Source organism: Tardiphaga sp. (assembly GCF_044336785.1).
In the GTDB taxonomy this organism is placed as follows: Bacteria; Pseudomonadota; Alphaproteobacteria; order Rhizobiales; family Xanthobacteraceae; genus Tardiphaga.
The window spans coordinates 1-16,563 of sequence record NZ_JBIIOT010000106.1 but is presented as its reverse complement, the minus strand read 5'-3'; the positions used below and the strand labels follow the sequence as shown (position 1 = coordinate 16,563).

The 16,563-nt window shown below is 62.8% G+C and carries 16 protein-coding genes; 8 read left to right on the top strand and 8 right to left on the bottom strand.

All coding sequences use genetic code 11. The features are described 5' to 3' along the window. On the top strand, window positions 1-968 hold a 968-nt coding region (locus ACIQ2A_RS22130; RefSeq protein ID WP_398483419.1), incomplete at its 5' end, for a UDP-glucose dehydrogenase family protein. Between the two features lie 122 nt (window positions 969-1,090). Here ACIQ2A_RS22130 and ACIQ2A_RS22125 read toward each other — a convergent pair. Next, the gene (locus ACIQ2A_RS22125; protein WP_398483417.1) at window positions 1,091-1,531 is read right to left on the bottom strand and encodes a hypothetical protein; all 441 of its coding nucleotides are present in this window, start codon (window positions 1,529-1,531) and stop codon (window positions 1,091-1,093) included. 140 nt (window positions 1,532-1,671) lie between these two features. On the opposite strand from ACIQ2A_RS22125, the gene ACIQ2A_RS22120 reads away from it, so the two are divergent. Continuing rightward, on the top strand, window positions 1,672-2,046 hold the full coding sequence (locus tag ACIQ2A_RS22120) for a hypothetical protein (protein ID WP_398483415.1): 375 nt from the start codon (window positions 1,672-1,674) through the stop codon (window positions 2,044-2,046). A 115-nt stretch (window positions 2,047-2,161) separates the two neighbouring features. On the opposite strand, the gene ACIQ2A_RS22115 is transcribed toward ACIQ2A_RS22120, so the two are convergent. Further along, window positions 2,162-2,293: a hypothetical protein gene (locus ACIQ2A_RS22115; RefSeq protein WP_398483413.1), complete on the bottom strand. Its 132-nt coding sequence runs from the start codon at window positions 2,291-2,293 to the stop codon at window positions 2,162-2,164. A gap of 42 nt (window positions 2,294-2,335) precedes the next feature. Here ACIQ2A_RS22115 and ACIQ2A_RS22110 point away from each other — a divergent pair, with 42 nt between their 5' ends. Next, a complete protein-coding gene (locus ACIQ2A_RS22110) occupies window positions 2,336-2,590 on the top strand; it encodes a hypothetical protein (RefSeq protein WP_398483423.1) in 255 nt (84 codons plus the stop codon). Between the two features lie 4 nt (window positions 2,591-2,594). Here the strand turns inward: ACIQ2A_RS22110 and ACIQ2A_RS22105 are convergent, their stop codons facing one another. Then, window positions 2,595-3,398, bottom strand: a complete 804-nt coding sequence (locus ACIQ2A_RS22105) for a mechanosensitive ion channel family protein (protein WP_398483410.1) — start codon at window positions 3,396-3,398, stop codon at window positions 2,595-2,597. A gap of 257 nt (window positions 3,399-3,655) precedes the next feature. Between ACIQ2A_RS22105 and ACIQ2A_RS22100 the strand changes: the two genes are divergently transcribed. Genes ACIQ2A_RS22100 through ACIQ2A_RS22090 form a run of 3 tightly spaced genes read left to right on the top strand, consistent with a single transcriptional unit; the run spans window position 3,656 to window position 7,398 of the window. Next, window positions 3,656-4,654 (top strand): phosphotransferase, encoded by a 999-nt coding sequence (locus tag ACIQ2A_RS22100; protein WP_398483408.1) that lies wholly within the window; start codon window positions 3,656-3,658, stop codon window positions 4,652-4,654. Between the two features lie 24 nt (window positions 4,655-4,678). Then, window positions 4,679-6,025 (top strand): aspartate aminotransferase family protein, encoded by a 1,347-nt coding sequence (locus tag ACIQ2A_RS22095; protein ID WP_398483421.1) that lies wholly within the window; start codon window positions 4,679-4,681, stop codon window positions 6,023-6,025. Then, the gene (locus ACIQ2A_RS22090) at window positions 6,025-7,398 is read left to right on the top strand and encodes a M20 family metallopeptidase (RefSeq protein WP_398483406.1); all 1,374 of its coding nucleotides are present in this window, start codon (window positions 6,025-6,027) and stop codon (window positions 7,396-7,398) included. Before ACIQ2A_RS22095 ends, ACIQ2A_RS22090 begins: the two co-directional genes overlap by 1 nt. Window positions 7,399-7,569: 171 nt before the next feature. Here ACIQ2A_RS22090 and ACIQ2A_RS22085 read toward each other — a convergent pair whose 3' ends face one another. Continuing rightward, on the bottom strand, window positions 7,570-8,427 hold the full coding sequence (locus ACIQ2A_RS22085) for a VOC family protein (RefSeq protein WP_398483404.1): 858 nt from the start codon (window positions 8,425-8,427) through the stop codon (window positions 7,570-7,572). A gap of 133 nt (window positions 8,428-8,560) precedes the next feature. On the opposite strand from ACIQ2A_RS22085, the gene ACIQ2A_RS22080 reads away from it, so the two are divergent. After that, a complete protein-coding gene (locus tag ACIQ2A_RS22080; RefSeq protein WP_398483402.1) occupies window positions 8,561-9,865 on the top strand; it encodes an NAD(P)/FAD-dependent oxidoreductase in 1,305 nt (434 codons plus the stop codon). 138 nt (window positions 9,866-10,003) lie between these two features. On the opposite strand, the gene ACIQ2A_RS22075 is transcribed toward ACIQ2A_RS22080, so the two are convergent. The 4 genes from ACIQ2A_RS22075 to ACIQ2A_RS22060 are packed head-to-tail and all read right to left on the bottom strand — an operon-like array spanning window position 10,004 to window position 15,074. Continuing rightward, a complete protein-coding gene (locus tag ACIQ2A_RS22075) occupies window positions 10,004-11,629 on the bottom strand; it encodes an ABC transporter ATP-binding protein (RefSeq protein ID WP_398483400.1) in 1,626 nt (541 codons plus the stop codon). Then, window positions 11,626-12,456, bottom strand: a complete 831-nt coding sequence (locus ACIQ2A_RS22070; RefSeq protein ID WP_398483398.1) for an ABC transporter permease — start codon at window positions 12,454-12,456, stop codon at window positions 11,626-11,628. The genes ACIQ2A_RS22075 and ACIQ2A_RS22070 overlap by 4 nt, the downstream gene beginning before the upstream one ends. Window positions 12,457-12,458: 2 nt before the next feature. After that, window positions 12,459-13,436, bottom strand: a complete 978-nt coding sequence (locus ACIQ2A_RS22065) for an ABC transporter permease (RefSeq protein WP_398483396.1) — start codon at window positions 13,434-13,436, stop codon at window positions 12,459-12,461. Between the two features lie 24 nt (window positions 13,437-13,460). Beyond that, window positions 13,461-15,074: an ABC transporter substrate-binding protein gene (locus ACIQ2A_RS22060; protein WP_398483394.1), complete on the bottom strand. Its 1,614-nt coding sequence runs from the start codon at window positions 15,072-15,074 to the stop codon at window positions 13,461-13,463. 283 nt (window positions 15,075-15,357) lie between these two features. Between ACIQ2A_RS22060 and ACIQ2A_RS22055 the strand changes: the two genes are divergently transcribed. Beyond that, window positions 15,358-16,473: a DSD1 family PLP-dependent enzyme gene (locus tag ACIQ2A_RS22055; protein ID WP_398483392.1), complete on the top strand. Its 1,116-nt coding sequence runs from the start codon at window positions 15,358-15,360 to the stop codon at window positions 16,471-16,473. The last annotated feature ends 90 nt before the right edge of the window (window positions 16,474-16,563 follow it).

Genomic DNA, 16,563 nt, shown 5'->3' with positions numbered 1-16,563 from the left:
TGAATAAATCCACAGTGCCTGTCGGCACTGGCGATGAGGTCGAGCGCATCATTCGCGAAGAAAATCCCGACGCCGAATTCGCCGTCGTCTCCAATCCGGAATTTTTGCGCGAAGGTGCGGCGATCCGTGACTTCAAGCATCCAGACCGGATCGTGATCGGATCGAGCGATGCACGCGCCAAACAGGTGATGGCCGAGGTCTATCGTCCGCTGCATCTCAACACATCGCCGATTCTCTACACGGATCGTCGCACGGCCGAACTCACCAAATATGCCGCAAACTCCTTCCTCGCCACCAAGGTCGCCTTCATCAACGAGATCGCCGATCTCGCCGAGAAGGTGGGTGCCAATGTGCAGGAAGTCGCGCGCGGCATCGGCCTCGACAACCGCATCGGCGCAAAGTTCCTGCATGCAGGCCCCGGCTATGGCGGCTCGTGTTTCCCGAAGGATACGCTGGCGCTGATCAAGACCGGCCAGGATCACGAAGCACCGCTGCGCATCGTGGAGACTGTCGTCGCCGTCAACGACCAGCGCAAGCGCGCGATGGCCCGCAAGGTGGCACACGCCTTCGGCGGCAATCTGCGCGGCAAGACGATTGCCATTCTCGGCGTCACCTTCAAGCCGAATACCGACGACATGCGCGATGCGCCGTCGATCCCGCTGATCACGGCCTTGCAGGACATGGGTGCGGAGATTCGCGTCTATGATCCCGTCGGCATGGAGCAGGCCAAGAAGGTGTTCGAGAATGTGACCTTCTGCGACAGCGCCTATGATTGCGCACGCGGCAGCCATGCGGTGACCATCGTCACCGAATGGGAGCAGTTCCGTGCTCTGGATCTGAAAGAGATGGCGTCGATCATGGCGTGTCCGGTGATCGTCGATCTCCGCAACATCTATGCGCCCGAGGAAGTCATCCGCAATGGCTTCCTGTATAGCGGCGTGGGGCGACCGCAATCAGTGGCGTATTGAGCACAATATCCCCGCGAAAGCGGGGACCATACACGCTGTCGAGATAGTGTAAGCTCGATATAGCTATATCGTTTTAGCCAGAAGCTCGGAGGCTATGGGTCCCCGCTTTTGCGGGGACGACATTATTGCGTGGCTTCGGTCGTCGGCGTGATTGCGCTCTCGACGGAGACGGCGATCTGATCATCGACGCCGTGGAACAGAGCTTCCAGGCCTTCGCCGCCGAGATACCAGCTGCCGAAATAATAGGTCGCTCCGACGATCGCGGCGGCCATGATAAGGCCTCGGCCTACGGAAATGACGATATCGGCCTTGGTAAGTTGGTGCATCAAGCTATCCCGTTGAGGGCCGTCATCATCTGACGCGGCGGCGGTCCCGAACGTGCCGAGGAACTCGACAACCAGTAACAGCGCGATAAAGCCTGCGGACAATAGCGAAATTGAGACGAGCTGACGGTGGCCGAGGCCAAATTCGTCCATCGCAAGCGAGCCCATCGAATAGGCGAAGAGTGCGGCGCTGCCGCCGCCGATCACAATGATCGCCATCAATTCCAGTATCCGTCCCATGCGCGACCATCTCTGCTGGGGATGACGGATTCAACCGTCGCATTTGCGACAATTCACCCCAGTTTAAGGCGCCACTCGGACACTGATCGATACAATCAGTCACAAATGCGCGAAACCAAGGTATAGTATGACAGTTGCATATGAGTTGGCGGATCGGAACCTTGGCGCGGGGCAGCATGATGCGGTCTAAGGGCGTGATTGTCGCACTAGCAGTTTCGCTCGCATCGCCCGGATTCGCCAATGAGATCGACCAGATGGCGTCGAATCTCGAAAAGAGCTGCTCGAATCATTTTCGTAAGCGCCCCAACCGGACTTCGAACGATTCAAAAAAGTTTTGTAAGTGCTTCGCGGCCGAATTCACCTCCATCATATCCCTGCGCGAGATCGACAGTGCCGCTGGCTCCGTAACGCCTGAAATCCACGAACAATTCCAGCGCGCAGCGGATCATTGCGGTCGCGATATCGCGGCGGATGTGGCGCAATCGGGCAGGGTGTGGGCTACGCAAGACAACTAGGCGTCGGTGCTCGGACGTCTCACGCCGTGACACTGACTCACTGTCGCCTCATTTGATGCGGAGTTTGTGGCTGTCGGCGCATTGGGGACGACATCGCGCTGGCATTGGGGACTGTTCAATTGACGATATCTCGCTCCAAGCCGCCGCCCGCGTCGCGCATGCCCGTATCCGGGCTAAAGCAAAAGGCCGGGCCAGCAGTCGAAGCCGTATCGATCGCTTGCGCCCATTTGTTTGCGGTGGCGGCCATGGTCGTCATCGCCGGTCTGGTTATTTACGCGAGATAGACGTGATGCGTTTGATTTGGTCCGGGCTGTCTGCAGCAGCCCTTACGCTTTTGATGGTGGAGCCATCGGCGGCGCAGCGGGTGTTGTCCTTTGAGCCGTTGGCAATGGATCCGTATTCCACCGTCTATGTCGACAATGGCTCGTGCTCACCCGGCAAAGTGCTGAAGGTGCAGGGCGCGCCAAACAACCAGCGTCGCAAGAAGAGCTGCGTGCCGCTCTCAGATGTGCGCGGCCCGAGCGGCGCCATCCGCACCAAGTAGCGCGCTAGGTCGCAGCTTTCGGCAACGCCGATGGCCGCGCGGCGACATAGGTGTTGATCGCTTCCAGCAGTTTGCTCTTTACCGCATCGGCATCGCCGGGTTCGGTGGTCGCGGCCACGGTGAGTTCGACCACGCCATCGCCATCCGCAAGATTGACCACCTTGGACACTTTGGCCTGCGGCGCCTGCACGCGAGAATCAGCAGCGAGATCAGCCACCAGCTCGCGGCTGATGGCCTGCGCCTCAGCACCTGCGCGCACGGGGAAACTCACTTCGACCTTGCCGGCATTGGCGCCGGGATAGGTCGACTTGTTGATGATGGCAGAACCCCACACCGAACCGTTCGGCAACAGGATCTGCACATTCTCGCCGGTCTTCAACTCGGTCATGAACAGCGATAGCGATGTCACGGTGCCGGCTTTGCCGCCGACCTCGACGGTGTCGCCGATCTTGAACGGCCGAAACAGCAACAGCATCACGCCGGCCGCAAGATTGGTGAGCGTGCCCTGCAGCGCAAGGCCGATCGCCAGAGATGCAGCACCCAGCACGGCGACAAGACTGGCCGTCTGGATGCCGAATAGCTGCAGCACTGCGATGCCGACCACGGCCAATACGGCATAGCGCGCCAGCGAGGCGACAAAGTTCGACACAAGCGGATCGATGCGGCGCGCATGCGACAACGCCCCCGTGACGATGCGATCGGCAGCACCGGAGAGATAGAAACCGATGGCTAGCAATGCGCCGGCATAGATCGCGTTCAGTCCATAGAGCAGAAGTGACGCCCACAGCGTTTCAAAATTGATGGTCACGGAAAAATCCCTCAAGCAGTCTGATCGGGGGCCAACGCATGGGCGGATCGATTGATCCCGCTTTTTGGCTCCCGCGCGCCGTCAATCGGGACGAAAATACCGATCTTCCTGACAAATCCCGCCGCCATTGCTAAACTCGCTGAGACCGGCTTGCATGCCACTGCCGGTTCCGAATCGAGATTGGATCAAGAGAAGTGAAACACGAGACCTCCGCTCCGGTTGTAATGCAGAGCGGTCTCGCGGCGTCGTATGTTAATATGACCGAGGACGAGGCTGTCGAACTGGCGCGCACGCATTTCGGCATCGATGGCAAGCCCACCCGCTTCGCCACCGAAAAGGATGACACGTTTCGCATCGCCCCGGCCATTGGCCCGCGTTACGTCCTGAAAGTCGCCAACCCCACCGAAGACGTCGCGGAGATTGATTTCCAGATCCGCGTGCTCGAGCACATCGCGACGCGTGCGCCGGCGCTGCCGATCCCGCGCGTCGTCCCGAACAAGGCCGGCGAGGGTCATTTCGCCTATCACGATCGCGCCGGCCAGCGCCGTCAGGTCAGGCTGATGTCCTTCGTCGAAGGGCAGCCGCTCAGCGAAGTCGTTGTTGACGTGCAGGGCCGCGAGGAAATCGGCCGGCTGCTGGCGACGTTGCGTCTGGCGCTCGCCGATTTCAGCCATCCCACCGAAACCCGCATTGTGCCGTGGGACGTCAAAAACCTGCTGACCTTGGCACCTCTGTTGCCGGAGATCACTGACGCCGCATGGCGCGCCAAGCTCGAAACGGTGCTCGAACGCTTCGCCTCCCTAGCGCCACGCCTGCAGCTTTGCCGCCAGCAGGTGTTGCATAACGATTTTACCCGCTCCAACATCGTTGCCGATCCCAAGCTGCCGACCTTCATCAGCGGCATCATCGATTTCGGCGACACCGTACGCACGGCTATCGCCATCGACGCCTCCACCGCGCTGCTCAACCAGCTGCCGGAGAAAATGGAGGGCGAGATTTTTGCGCACGGCCGTGATCTTCTGCGCGGCTATCTGCGCATCGCCGATCTCACGGAAGAAGAACTCGCGCTGATCCCGGCGTTGATCATGTCGCGCCTCACCACCCGCATCCTGCTCTCCACCGCCATGGCCAACCGTGTGCCGTCGGTGGCCGACTATGTTCTCCGCAACAATCACATGACTTGGGGCCAGATCGACTGGTTCCTCAATCGCTCGATGGACGATCTAGGCACGCAGCTGATCGACCTCGCGCGCTAACCCATACGAACGCATCACAGGAGCATCACCATGTCAGTGACATCAGCCCCACGCGGCAAGATGGTCAACGGTTTCGATCCCGCCAACGCATCGAACCTCTCCCCGGAAAGCCGCAAGCTCGTCGAGCGCCGTATCGCTCTGCTCGGTCCGGCCTATCGCCTGTTCTACAAGGACCCGGTGGAAGTCGCGCGCGCCAACGGCGTGCTGCTCTATGACTCAGAGGGCAACGAATATCTCGACGCCTATAACAATGTCGTCTCCATCGGCCATTGCCATCCGCGCGTGGTCGAGGCCATCACCAAACAGGCGCAGACCATCTGCACCCATACGCGCTACATTCAGAAGGGCATTCTCGATTACGCCGAGCAGCTGCTCGCGACCTTCGACGGCCCGGCGCGCCACGCGATGTTCACCTGCACCGGCTCCGAAGCCAATGATCTCGCCGTGCGCATGGCCAAGCATCACACCGGCAATCAGGGCATCATCATCACTGATGAGGCCTATCACGGCAATTCCGAGCTGACCGCCGGCTTCTCGCCGTCGCTGGGCCCGTATTCGCCGCTCGGCACATTCGTACGCCGTGTGCCGGCGCCGGACAGCTATCGCATCGCGCCGGAAAACATGGGGAAGTGGATGGCCGAAAAGGTCTCCGAACAGATCGTCGATCTGCAGCGCCGCGGTGCGGGCGTCGCCTGCTTCATCGCTGACTCCATGTTCTCGTCGGACGGCATCTTCTCGCATCCGACCAATCTGCTGCAGCCGGTTGTCGATGTGATCCATAAGGCGGGCGGCATCTATATCGCTGACGAAGTGCAGTCCGGTTTCGGCCGCAGCGGTGAGAAATTGTGGGGCTACCAGCGCCACGGCATCACGCCGGACATCGTCACCATGGGCAAGCCAATGGGCAATGGCTATCCCGTCGCGGCTGCGGTGATGTTGCCGGAGATCGTCGAGAAATTCGGTCGCGACAACCGTTACTTCAACACATTCGGCGGCAACACCGTCGCGATGGCCGCGGCGCAGGCGGTGCTCAATGTCATCCAGGACGAAAAGCTGCTCGATAATTCGCTGAAGGTCGGCAAGATCCTGCGCGAGGGTTTTGAAGCACTGGCGAAGAAGTATCAGGGCATCGGCGACGTCCGTGGCTCCGGCCTCTATGTCGGCGTGGAAATGGTCAAGGACCGCACCAGCAAGGAGCCGGACGCAGCCGCGGCTGCCGCCGTGGTCAACGGCCTGCGCGCGCGCCGCGTGCTGATCTCGGCCACGGGCGCAGCCGCCAACACGCTAAAAATCCGTCCGCCGCTGGTGTTCACCGCGGCGCATGCCGATCGCCTCCTTACCGAGGCCGATGCCGTGTTCGCGACGCTCTGATGTCCCGCGAACAAGCCATCGCGCGGATCGACGCGCAATTCGAGTCCGGTGAATTTCTCGCTGTGCTCGATCGCATGATCGGCTACAAGACCGAGAGCCAGAGCGACAAACGCGGCGCGGAGCTGCAGGCCTATCTCGACAATGAGCTGGTGCCGCAGTTCACGGCGCTTGGTTTTGCAACGAAGATCGTACCCTCGCCATCGGGCCGCGGGCCGAACCTGCTCGCGACCTATCACGAGAGCGACGACCTGCCGACGGTGCTGATGTATGGCCATGGCGATGTCGTGCCCGGCATGGAAGGCGAGTGGCGCGACGGGCTCGATCCCTGGCGCTGCACGACGGTCGGCGACCGCGTCTATGGCCGCGGCACCGCCGACAACAAGGGCCAGCACGCCATTAATATCGCAGCCCTTCGCGCCGTGCACGAGACACGCGGTGGCAGGCTTGGATTCAATGTGAAGTTCATCATCGAGATGGGCGAGGAGATCGGCTCGCCCGATCTGCCAAAAGTGTGCGAGAGCCTGCGCGACGAATTGAAGGCGGATGTCTTCATAGCATCGGATGGTCCGCGGCTGTCGGCGGAGCGGCCGACGATCTTTCTCGGCTGCCGCGGTGGTCGCCGCATCCATCTCGATCTCAAGCTGCGTGATGGCGCGCATCACTCCGGCAATTGGGGTGGTTTGCTCGCCAATCCCGCGACAATCCTTGCATCGGCCATATCAACGCTGGTCGATCGCGACGGCCGCATCCTGCTCGATGCGCTGAAGCCGCCGCGCATCAGCAACCAGATCCGCGCGGCGCTCGCCGATGTGGTGGTGTCGCCGACGCCGGATGAGCCATCGCTGTCGGAAGGATGGGGCGAGGAGGGGCTGACGCCTGCCGAGCGGCTTTATGCGTGGAATACGCTGGAAGTGCTGGCCATCAATGCCGGCAATGTCGGCAATCCCGCCAATGCGATTCCCGGCGAGGCGCATGCGGTGCTGCAGCTCCGTTTCGTCGTCGGCACCGACATCGAGAATGTCGTTCCGGCCATCGAGAAACATCTCGCAGCCACCGGCTATGGCGACATCAAGGTGAGCCAGTCGCAGTTCTTCAACGCCTCGCGCACGGATATCGACAATCCCTGGGTCGGCTGGGCAGTGGAGTCCGTGCGCCAGACAACGGGCAAGGCGCCCGCCATGCTGCCGAATTTCGGCGGCTCGCTGCCCAATGACGTGTTCACGGATATTCTCGGGCTGCCCACCGTGTGGGTGCCGCATTCCTATCCCGGCTGCTCGCAGCACGCGCCTGATGAGCACATCCTCAAGCCGGTGACGGCCGAGGCACTGCGCATCATGGCGGGGCTGTTCTGGGATCTGGGGGAGAAGAAGTAGCGGCGTAATTCCCTCGCCCCGCTTGCGGGGAGAGGGTGGCCGCGCGCAGCGCGGTCGGGTGAGGGGACTCTCAGCAAGCTCGGAGCCCGTGGAGGCTCCCCCTCACCCGACGCCCTCATGCTTCGCATGCGGACGTCGACCTCTCCCCGCAAGCGGGGAGAGGTTAGAAACTCAGCCTTTCACAAAAGCCAGCAGCGTCCCATTCGCATTGGCCGGCGGTACGACCACGCCAACATCCGTCTTCGCACCATGCGCGCCCACGGCCTTTTCCGCAGCCGCCAGATCGCCCGCGATAAACACCAGCGCCACGCCGCCACGCTCCGGCGCGCCGTCCAGCGACGTGCCCGGAAAACGCTTCGCCAGCACGTCCTTCGTCAGGAACACGAAATCCGCCCGATCGCCGCCCGGGGGCACGGCCACGGCACCGTCGCTCTCGTTGCGCGTCGTGCCGTCGATCAGCTTGGCCATATGCGCGGCGTCCTTCGCCGGCTCCGTCGTCACGATCAGCACCTGCTTCATCCGCTTGGCGGTGTTGGCATGCTGCATCAGCTCCGGAATCCACACCGTCTCGCGCGTCTTGTGCTGGCAGGCGAAGATGCGCAGTCCGCCGGGTGCTTCCGCGATCGGCCAGTGAAACACACGAAACTTCGCGGCGCTCACGGTGCCATCCGGCAGCGTCACCGGGCGCTCGAAATCGGTGGGGCCGAGGGCCTGGTAGCCACGTGCGGTGATCTCTTCGGCGCCGGCGGCTGAATCGACCGCAGTAAATGCAACGCGCTCGATGCCTTCGCCGCGCTCGGCGAGAAACTTGCGCATCGGCGCATTGTGCTCGGTCTCGGAGATCACGCCGAGCAATTCCACATAATCGGGATCGAGCATGATCGTGTAGTTGCCCGAGCCCATCTTGGCGCTGTGGGTGCCGCGCGGCGACAGCGTGAAGCCGAGATTTTTCCAGATGCCGGCTGCGGCATCGAGGTCTTTGACGGAGACCACGGCATGGTCGATTCCGATGATGTTCTTCAGGGTCACGCGAGCCACCTTGCATTGGATTGGGCGCGTAAACTATGCAGAATGCGGAACCGCTGCAAGGCAGTGGATCAAGTGATCTGCCCTGCGTTTCGCTATGATTTTGCCGTGCAAGTTGAGATTTGAAAGGCTGACGATGGAAACCGCAAATGCGCCCTGGCCAAAATCGCTCTGGGCCGCCGTCACGCCTGCCGGGCCTGCTCTGCCGGAACTGAAGGGCAGCGTCGAGGCCGATGTGGTTGTCATCGGCGCCGGCTTCACCGGCCTCTCCACGGCGCTGCATCTGCGCGAGCAGGGCATCGATGTCGCGGTGGTGGAAGCCGTCGAGCCCGGCTGGGGTGCCTCCGGCCGCAACAATGGCCAGGTGATCCCGACGCTATCGCGGCCCGATCCCGAGGACATCATCAAGCGCTATGGCGCCGCCGGCGAGCGCCTCGTCGGCATCATCCGCGACAGCGCCTCGATCCTGTTCGATCTGGTCCGCCGCTATCAGATCCAGGCCGAAGGCGAGCAGAGCGGCTGGATCCAGCCGGTGCATTCGCCGGGCCGCATCAAGATCGCCGAACGCCGCGTGCGGCAATGGTCGAAGCACGGCGCGCCGGTGGAGCTGCTCTCCTCGGACGAGATGCGCAAACTGCTTGGCTCCTCCGCCTGGCATGGCGGCTTCTGGAACAGGACCGGTGGCCACATCAATCCGCTGGCGCTGGCCCGCGGCCTCGCCCGCGTGGTGCTGGAGCGGGGCGGTCGCATTTTTGCGCGCTCGCCGGTGGAGAGTTTTGCGCGGCAGGGCGATCGCTGGATCGTCAAGACGGCGCAGGGCCAGATCAGCGCGCGTGCGCTGGTGGTGGCGAGCAATGCTTATACGGGTGAGTTCTCGAAACAGCTCTCGCCGGGCATCGCCAGCGAGGTGATGCCCGTGCTGTCCTGGCAGATGGCGACGCAGCCGCTGTCGGAGCAAGCACGCCAGACGATCATCCCCGGCCGTCAGGCGGTGTCGGACACCCATGGCGAGCTCTATTTCATGCGCTACGACGCGCGTAACCGCCTCGTCACTGGCGGCAATGTGATCGGCTTCGGCGACAAGACCGGTCGCCTGAAAGAGATGGTCGGCGCCCGCCTGCAGCGGCTGTGGCCGGAGATCGGTGAGGTCAAGTTCGACTATGTCTGGAACGGCTATGTCGGCATGACCACGGATTTCCTGCCGCGCATGCACAAGCTCGGCCCGAATGCGTTCGGCTGGACCGGCTGCAACGGCCGCGCGGTGGCGCTGTCGATTGCGCTCGGAAATGAGTTTTCGAAGGCGGTGCGTGGCGTACCGGATGAGGAACTGGCGCTGCCGTTCTCGGAGCCGGTGCCGATCGCGGCGCATGGTCTGATGCGGCTGTTGGCGCCGTTCATGCTGCTGGTGTATCGGCGGCGGGATAAGAAAGAGATGGCGTAACGCACGCGCCACACGCGCCATCCCTCATCCCGAGGAGCGCGCAAAGCGCGCGTCTCGAAGGATGGCCGCACACTCTGGAGCCAGGCCATCTCATGGTTCGAGACGGCGCTACGCGCCTCCTCACCATGAGGGACTGAGTTACACCGTCAACGGCTCTTTCTTCCTCGTAAAATCCCCACCCGGAATCGAAGCCAGCAGCGCCTGCGTATACGGATGCTGCGGTCTGCCGAACACCTCGCCGGCCAACCCGTGCTCCACCACTTCGCCGTCCTTCATCACGGCGACGAGATCGCAGATCTGTGCCGCCACCCGCAGATCATGGGTGATGAACACGATCGACAGCCCGAGCCGCTCGCGCAGGTCGTGCAGCATCTTCAGCACCTGTGCCTGCACCGACACATCCAGCGCCGACACCGCTTCATCCGCCACCAGCACGTCCGGCTTCAATGCCAGCGCACGGGCCAGCCCGATACGCTGACGCTGGCCGCCGGAAAATTCATGCGGCAGGCGGTCCATCGCGGAGGGATCGAGCCCGACCAGACGAAACAGCTCTTTCGCCTCGGCCCACGCCTGCGCGCGCGGCACGCCATGCACGATCGGCCCCTGCGCCACCAGATCGCCCGCCTTGCGGCGTGGATTGAGCGAGGCATAGGGGTCCTGGAACACCATCTGGATGTGTCTTGTTTCCCGACGCACTTCGTCGCGCGAGAGTTTTGCCCAATCCTTACCTTCCAGCACGATCGATCCATCATCGGGATCGATCAGCCGGATGATGCAGCGCGCCAGCGTCGATTTTCCCGAACCGGATTCACCGACAATGCCCAGCGTCGCACCGCGCGGTAGATTGAGCGAGACCGACTTCACCGCATGCGTCACGCGCGCGCCGCGGCCGAGAAAACCGCCATTGCGATAGGTCTTCGACACATTCTCCAGCGTGAGGATGTTTTCGTCGTTCAACTTCCGCGGTGGCGGCGCGGCCAGCGGCGGCACGGCGGCGATGAGTTGCTGCGTATAGGGATGCTGCGGATTGTGCAGCACATCCTGCACGGGGCCTTGCTCCACCACCTTGCCATGCTGCATCACCACCACGCGGTGCGCGATCTCGGCCACCACGCCAAAGTCATGGGTGATGAACAGCACCGCCGTCTTGCGACGGCTCTGTAGCTCGCGAATGAGCTTTAGAATCTGCGCCTGCGTCGTCACATCCAGCGCTGTCGTCGGCTCGTCGGCAATGAGTAGCCGCGGATCGAGCGCGAGCGCCATGGCGATCATCGCACGCTGGCGCTGGCCGCCGGAGAGTTCGTGCGGATAGGCGCGCGCCGCCTGGGCGGGATCGGGAATGCGGACATCGCCCAGCAGCGCCAGCACGCGCGCCTTGATGTCCTTCTTCGAGAGCTCGGTGTGGATCTCGAACATCTCGCCGATCTGGTCGCCGATGGTGCGCAGCGGATTGAGCGCCGTCATCGGCTCCTGGAAGATCATGGCGACGCCGGCGCCGCGCACCTTGCGCATCTCGGCATTGCTGGCGCTGGCGAGGTCTTTCCCTTCGAACAGCACGCGGCCGCCATCGATGGCAACTTCCGGCGGCAGCAGCCGCATCACGGCATTGGCCATCACCGATTTGCCGGAGCCGGACTCGCCGACCACGCAGACGATCTCGTCGGCCGCGATGGACAGCGACACGCCGCCCAGCGCGTGGGTGCGATCCGCGCCTTTCGGCAGCTTCACGCTGAGGTCGTCGACGGTGAGGATGGTGTCGCTCATCGGCTCTTCAGTCTCGGATTGAGCGCATCATTAAGGCCCTGGCCGACCAGCGAGACGGCGAGCACCGTGAGCAGGATGGCGATGCCGGGGATCGCGGAGACATACCACTGCACGCGCAGCACGTCGCGGCCGAGGCCGATCAGGTTGCCCCAGGACGCGACATTGGGATCGGACAGCCGCAGGAAGGCGAGGGCGCTTTCCAGCAGGATCGAGACGGCCATCACCACGCTCGCATAGACGATCACGGGCGGCAGCGCATTGGGCAGTATCTCGCCGAGAATGAGCTGGATGTCCTTCATGCCCAGCGTGCGCCCGGCCTGCACGAATTCGCGGCTGCGCAGCGACATGAATTCGGCACGCGTCAGCCGCGCCGGCGCCGGCCACGACACGATGCCGACCGCGATGGTGACGGTGGTGAGCGTCGAGCCGAACACTGCGACCAGCACCAAGAGCAGCACGAAATTCGGCAGCGTCTGGAACGCTTCGGTGATGCGCATCAGGATCGTGTCGACCTTGCCGCCATAGAAGCCGGCAAAGGCGCCGATCAACACGCCGATGACAACGGCGATCAAGGTTGCGACGCCGCCGATCAGGAGCGAGATGCGTGCGCCATAAAAGATCTGCGCCGCGATGTCGCGGCCGGAATTATCGGTGCCGAGCGGAAAACGTGGATTGGCGAACGGCCACACCAGCGGCCGGCCGGCGAGCGACAGCGGATCGTTCGGATAGAGCCAGCCGGCGCTCGCCGCCATGGCGACTACGATCAAGAGCAGGAACAGGCCGACGATGGCGGAGGGGCTGCGGAAATAGCGTTTGACTGCGTCCATGCTCAGCCCTCCGCCTGGATGCGCGGATCAAGCCGGGCATAGAGGAGATCGACCAGGAAGTTCACGAAAATCACCAGCAGCGCTGAGACGAAGACGATGCCGAGCAGCGTGTTGAGGTCGCGCTGGATCACCGATTCATAAGCGAGCCGGCCGAGGCCCGGCAGCGAGAACACGCTCTCCACCACCACGGAGCCGCCGAGCATGGTGCCTGCCTGCAGGCCGATCAGCGTCACCATCGGCAGCAGCGCATTGCGCAGCACATGCTTGGCGACAATGCGGGTCTCGTCGAGCCCTTTGGCGCGCGCGGTGCGCACATAATCGAGGTTGAGCACTTCCAGCATGGATGCGCGCATGATGCGGAGATAAATGGCGAGAAAGATCAGTGCCAGCGTCAGTGTCGGCAGCACCAGATGCGCGGCGATGTCGAGCGTGCGCTCCAAGCCCGTCTGCACCGCGCCGATATTCTCGAAGCCGCCGGCTGGCAGCCATTGCAGATAGATCGAGAACACCACGATGGCCATCAGGCCGAACCAGAAGGACGGCGTGGCATAGAAGATCAGGCCCAGCGTCGAGATCAGCGTATCCGGCCAGCGATTGACGCCGCGTGCGGCGATGACGCCGAGCACGAGGCCGAAGAAGAACGCGAAGGACAGCGACGCCGTCATCAACAGCAGCGTCGCCGGCAAGCGCTCGAAAATCACGGTGGCGACGGGCTTGCCATAGATCGAGGAGAAGCCGAGATCGAACTGCGCGAGCCGCCAGAGATAGTTGCCGAGCTGCACCGGCACCGAGAGATCGAGCCCGTAGAATTTGCGCAATTCGCGTGCGGTATTGGCATCGCCGCCGCCCATCTGCGCCATCATGGCATCGACGGTGTCGCCCGGTGCCAGTTGCAGCAGCAGGAACACGCCGATCAGGATCAGAAAGAGCGTCGGGATCGAGGCGGCGAGCCGCCGCCCCGCGAGTGATAGGATGCGCATACCGCTATTGTGTCGCGTTTTGCGTCAGGCCGAAAGCCAAAGATCGTGCCAGCTCGACGAGCCCCAACGCGGATTGTTGGAATGGTTACGGGCCTTGGCGGTGATCACGGTGACGAAGATCTGCTCGATCGGCATCCAGACCGGCAATTCGGTATTGGCTTCCTTCACGAACTCCGCATAGAGCGCCTTGCGCTTCACTGGATCGATTTCGGTGGCGGCGTCGTCGATCACCTTGTCGATCTGGTCGTTCTTCCAGTCCCACTGATTGGTCCAGGGCGCGCCGACGGGCTGGCCGGAGCGATACCACACGGTGGTGGAGACCGCGGGATCGTTGCGATATTGGTGCCAGCCGGTGGCGAGATCGAAGGCGTGGTCGGCATAGACGCCCTTGAGGAAGCCGCCGCCGTCATTGCGCACGATCTCGACGGGAATGCCGACTTCCTTCAGCGACTGCTGGATGAAGGTTGCCCAGAGCGAGATGTCTTCACCCCAGGGGGCGGGGAGCAGGCGCAGCGAGAAACGGGTGCCGCCGGCGCCGGGCTTGAAGCCGGCTTCGTCCAGCAGGGCCGCGGCCTTCTTCTTGTCGAATGGATATTGCGGCGTGTTCGGGCCGGGGAAGAAGTCGGTGGAAACTGAGGGGATCGGGCCGCTGCCGGGTTTGGCGAAGTCGCCAAGGAAATTCTCGATGAAGAATGGCACATTGATCGCATGCGCGATGGCGCGGCGGACGCGGATATCCGCCAGCTCCTTGCGGCGGAAGTTGAACTCGATGGTGTTGGTGCGCGCGTTGCCTTCATTGCCCTTGGTGGAGACGACGAAGCGCTTGTCCTTGCCGAGGCGGGCCATGTCGGAAATGGTCAGGCCCGAGAACGGCGAATACTGGATGTCGCCGGCTTCCATCTGCGCGGCCGCGGCGGCGCGGTCGGTGACGACCTTCCAGACGATGCGGTCGAGATAGGGCAGGTTCGGGCGCCAGTAGTTCTCGTTACGCTCGGCGATGATGTACTGGCCACGCTCATATTGTTTGAACTTGAACGGGCCGGTGCCGACCGGCGCGAGATTGGCCGGATTGGCGCGGATGTCGCTTGAGCCTTCATAGATGTGCTTGGCCGAGATGTAGCCGAGATCCGGCAGCGCGCGCAGCAGCAGGCCGAGCGGCATCGGGCGCTCATATTTGAACACGGCGGTGTGCGCATCCGGCGTATCCACCGCGGTGAGGAACAGCTGCAGCGTCGATCCGTAATTCAGGATCTTCTTCCACATATTCATGGCGGTGAAGGCGACGTCGGCCGAGGTGAACGGCTTGCCATCGTGCCAGGTCACGCCCTTGCGCAGCTTGAAGGTGATGGTCTTGCCGTCCGCCGACGACTCCCAGCTCTCGGCCAGCACGCCGACCGGCTGGCCCTTCTCGTCGAGATCGACGAGGGCTTCCTGGATCTTGCCGCCGATGATGTAGACGCCGGTGGAGGCTTGCAGGCTCGGGTTGAGCTGGCGCTGTTCTGCACCGTAATGGACATTGAACACGCCGCCCTTGCGCGGCGTCTCCTGCGCGAAGGCGCGAAACGGATTGGCGACATTGGCTGCGATGGCGGCCGAAGTCAGCAGCGCGGCGCGGCGGGTCATTTCAAGGCGGGTCATATGTCCAAATTCTCCTGCGTCTGCCTGCGCATAGCGGAATGGCCGGGTTCCACGCAAGCTACGGCAGAAACTTGGAGGAAGTCATGCGCAAATCCGCGTCTGAAGGATAATTGTTGCGGCATTGGCACGTTCCATAGCAATAATTTCTCTGATTGATTTCCAGCCTAGCTTGCACGCAAAGCCATTTCCGCGTGACGGTCGCGACTTTGGTGCGTCTTCATCTCAACGCTGGGCATTGCTAGACATTATTACCGTCGCTGATCCCCTTGGAGTTCGCCCGCGCATGACCGCCCTCGATCCGAACCTGCCGGCCTTGCAAGACATCGCGACCCCGGCGCTGGTGGTCGATGGCATGGCGCTTCAGCGCAACATTGTTGCCATGGCGGATTTTGCGAAAGCCAGCAACATCGCGCTGCGTCCGCATGCAAAGACCCACAAGTCGCCGCGCATTGCACAGTTGCAGATCGAGGCAGGCGCGATCGGCATCTCCTGCGCCACCGTGGCGGAGATGGAGGCGATGGCCGAGGCCGGCATTCCCGGCTTGCTGTTGACCACGCCGGTGGCCGATCGCGTCAAACTCGCCCGCATCGCTGCGCTGGCGGATACGACTGACATTTCATTGGTCGTTGATCATGCTGATCAGATCAACGTTCTGCAGACGCTGCTCGATACGGGCAGCCGCGTGCTCCAGGTGCTGATCGATATCGATGTCGGCCAGCGCCGCACCGGTATCGTTCATCCCGCTGCGACGCTCGCGCTGGCTCAACTGATTGAAACAACGCCCGGCATGACGTTCGGCGGCCTTCAGGGCTTTGCGGGCCACGTCCAGCACATGATCGATTATGAGGAGCGGAAGGCGGGCGCGGCGACCGTGCGCGGCATTCTCGATGATCACCTGCGTGTGCTGGGTGAAGCGGGCATCAAGGCCCCGATCGTCACCGGCAGCGGCACCGGCGCCTGCGCCTTCGACATTGCGGGCACCTTCACCGAGTTGCAGGTCGGTTCCTACCTCTTTATGGATGCCGATTATGGCCGCCTGCAAGGCGAGGCCGGTGGCGCACTTCCCTTCGAACCGAGCCTGTTCGTGCTGGCCACGGTGACGTCGGTAAATCGCGCCGGCGAATTCACCGTCGATGCAGGCGTCAAGGCGATGGCGTTTAACGGCCCGGTGCCGTCATTGATGCTCGGCGTGCCTGAAGGATCGACCTATCGGTTCGGCGGCGACGAGCACGGCATGATCACGCTGCCCGCGGGCAGCGAACCGCCGAAGCTCGGCAGCCGCGTGCTGCTGATCGCGACGCATTGCGATCCCACGGTGAACCTGCATGGGAGTTATCAGGTGGTCGGGCATAATAATGGGGTGGAGGTTTGGCCGGTTGCGGCGAGGTATGGAAGCTGACGCTGGCGCCGTTTACCTCTCCCCACCGGGGAGAGGTCGCGCGCACTTGCGCGCGGGTGGGGGGCTCTTGACGTCGGCGCGTGGGGCGCG

What these genes read in the sequence shown, in the direction of transcription:
- ACIQ2A_RS22125 (WP_398483417.1), bottom strand. Translation starts at nt 1,531, where the DNA reads ATGGGACGGATACTGGAATTGATGGCGATCATTGTGATCGGCGGCGGC.
- ACIQ2A_RS22120 (WP_398483415.1), top strand. Translation starts at nt 1,672, where the DNA reads ATGAGTTGGCGGATCGGAACCTTGGCGCGGGGCAGCATGATGCGGTCT.
- ACIQ2A_RS22115 (WP_398483413.1), bottom strand. Translation starts at nt 2,293, where the DNA reads ATGGCCGCCACCGCAAACAAATGGGCGCAAGCGATCGATACGGCTTCG.
- ACIQ2A_RS22110 (WP_398483423.1), top strand. Translation starts at nt 2,336, where the DNA reads ATGCGTTTGATTTGGTCCGGGCTGTCTGCAGCAGCCCTTACGCTTTTG.
- ACIQ2A_RS22100 (WP_398483408.1), top strand. Translation starts at nt 3,656, where the DNA reads ATGACCGAGGACGAGGCTGTCGAACTGGCGCGCACGCATTTCGGCATC.
- ACIQ2A_RS22090 (WP_398483406.1), top strand. Translation starts at nt 6,025, where the DNA reads ATGTCCCGCGAACAAGCCATCGCGCGGATCGACGCGCAATTCGAGTCC.
- ACIQ2A_RS22080 (WP_398483402.1), top strand. Translation starts at nt 8,561, where the DNA reads ATGGAAACCGCAAATGCGCCCTGGCCAAAATCGCTCTGGGCCGCCGTC.
- ACIQ2A_RS22075 (WP_398483400.1), bottom strand. Translation starts at nt 11,629, where the DNA reads ATGAGCGACACCATCCTCACCGTCGACGACCTCAGCGTGAAGCTGCCG.
- ACIQ2A_RS22070 (WP_398483398.1), bottom strand. Translation starts at nt 12,456, where the DNA reads ATGGACGCAGTCAAACGCTATTTCCGCAGCCCCTCCGCCATCGTCGGC.
- ACIQ2A_RS22065 (WP_398483396.1), bottom strand. Translation starts at nt 13,436, where the DNA reads ATGCGCATCCTATCACTCGCGGGGCGGCGGCTCGCCGCCTCGATCCCG.
- ACIQ2A_RS22060 (WP_398483394.1), bottom strand. Translation starts at nt 15,074, where the DNA reads ATGACCCGCCTTGAAATGACCCGCCGCGCCGCGCTGCTGACTTCGGCC.
- ACIQ2A_RS22055 (WP_398483392.1), top strand. Translation starts at nt 15,358, where the DNA reads ATGACCGCCCTCGATCCGAACCTGCCGGCCTTGCAAGACATCGCGACC.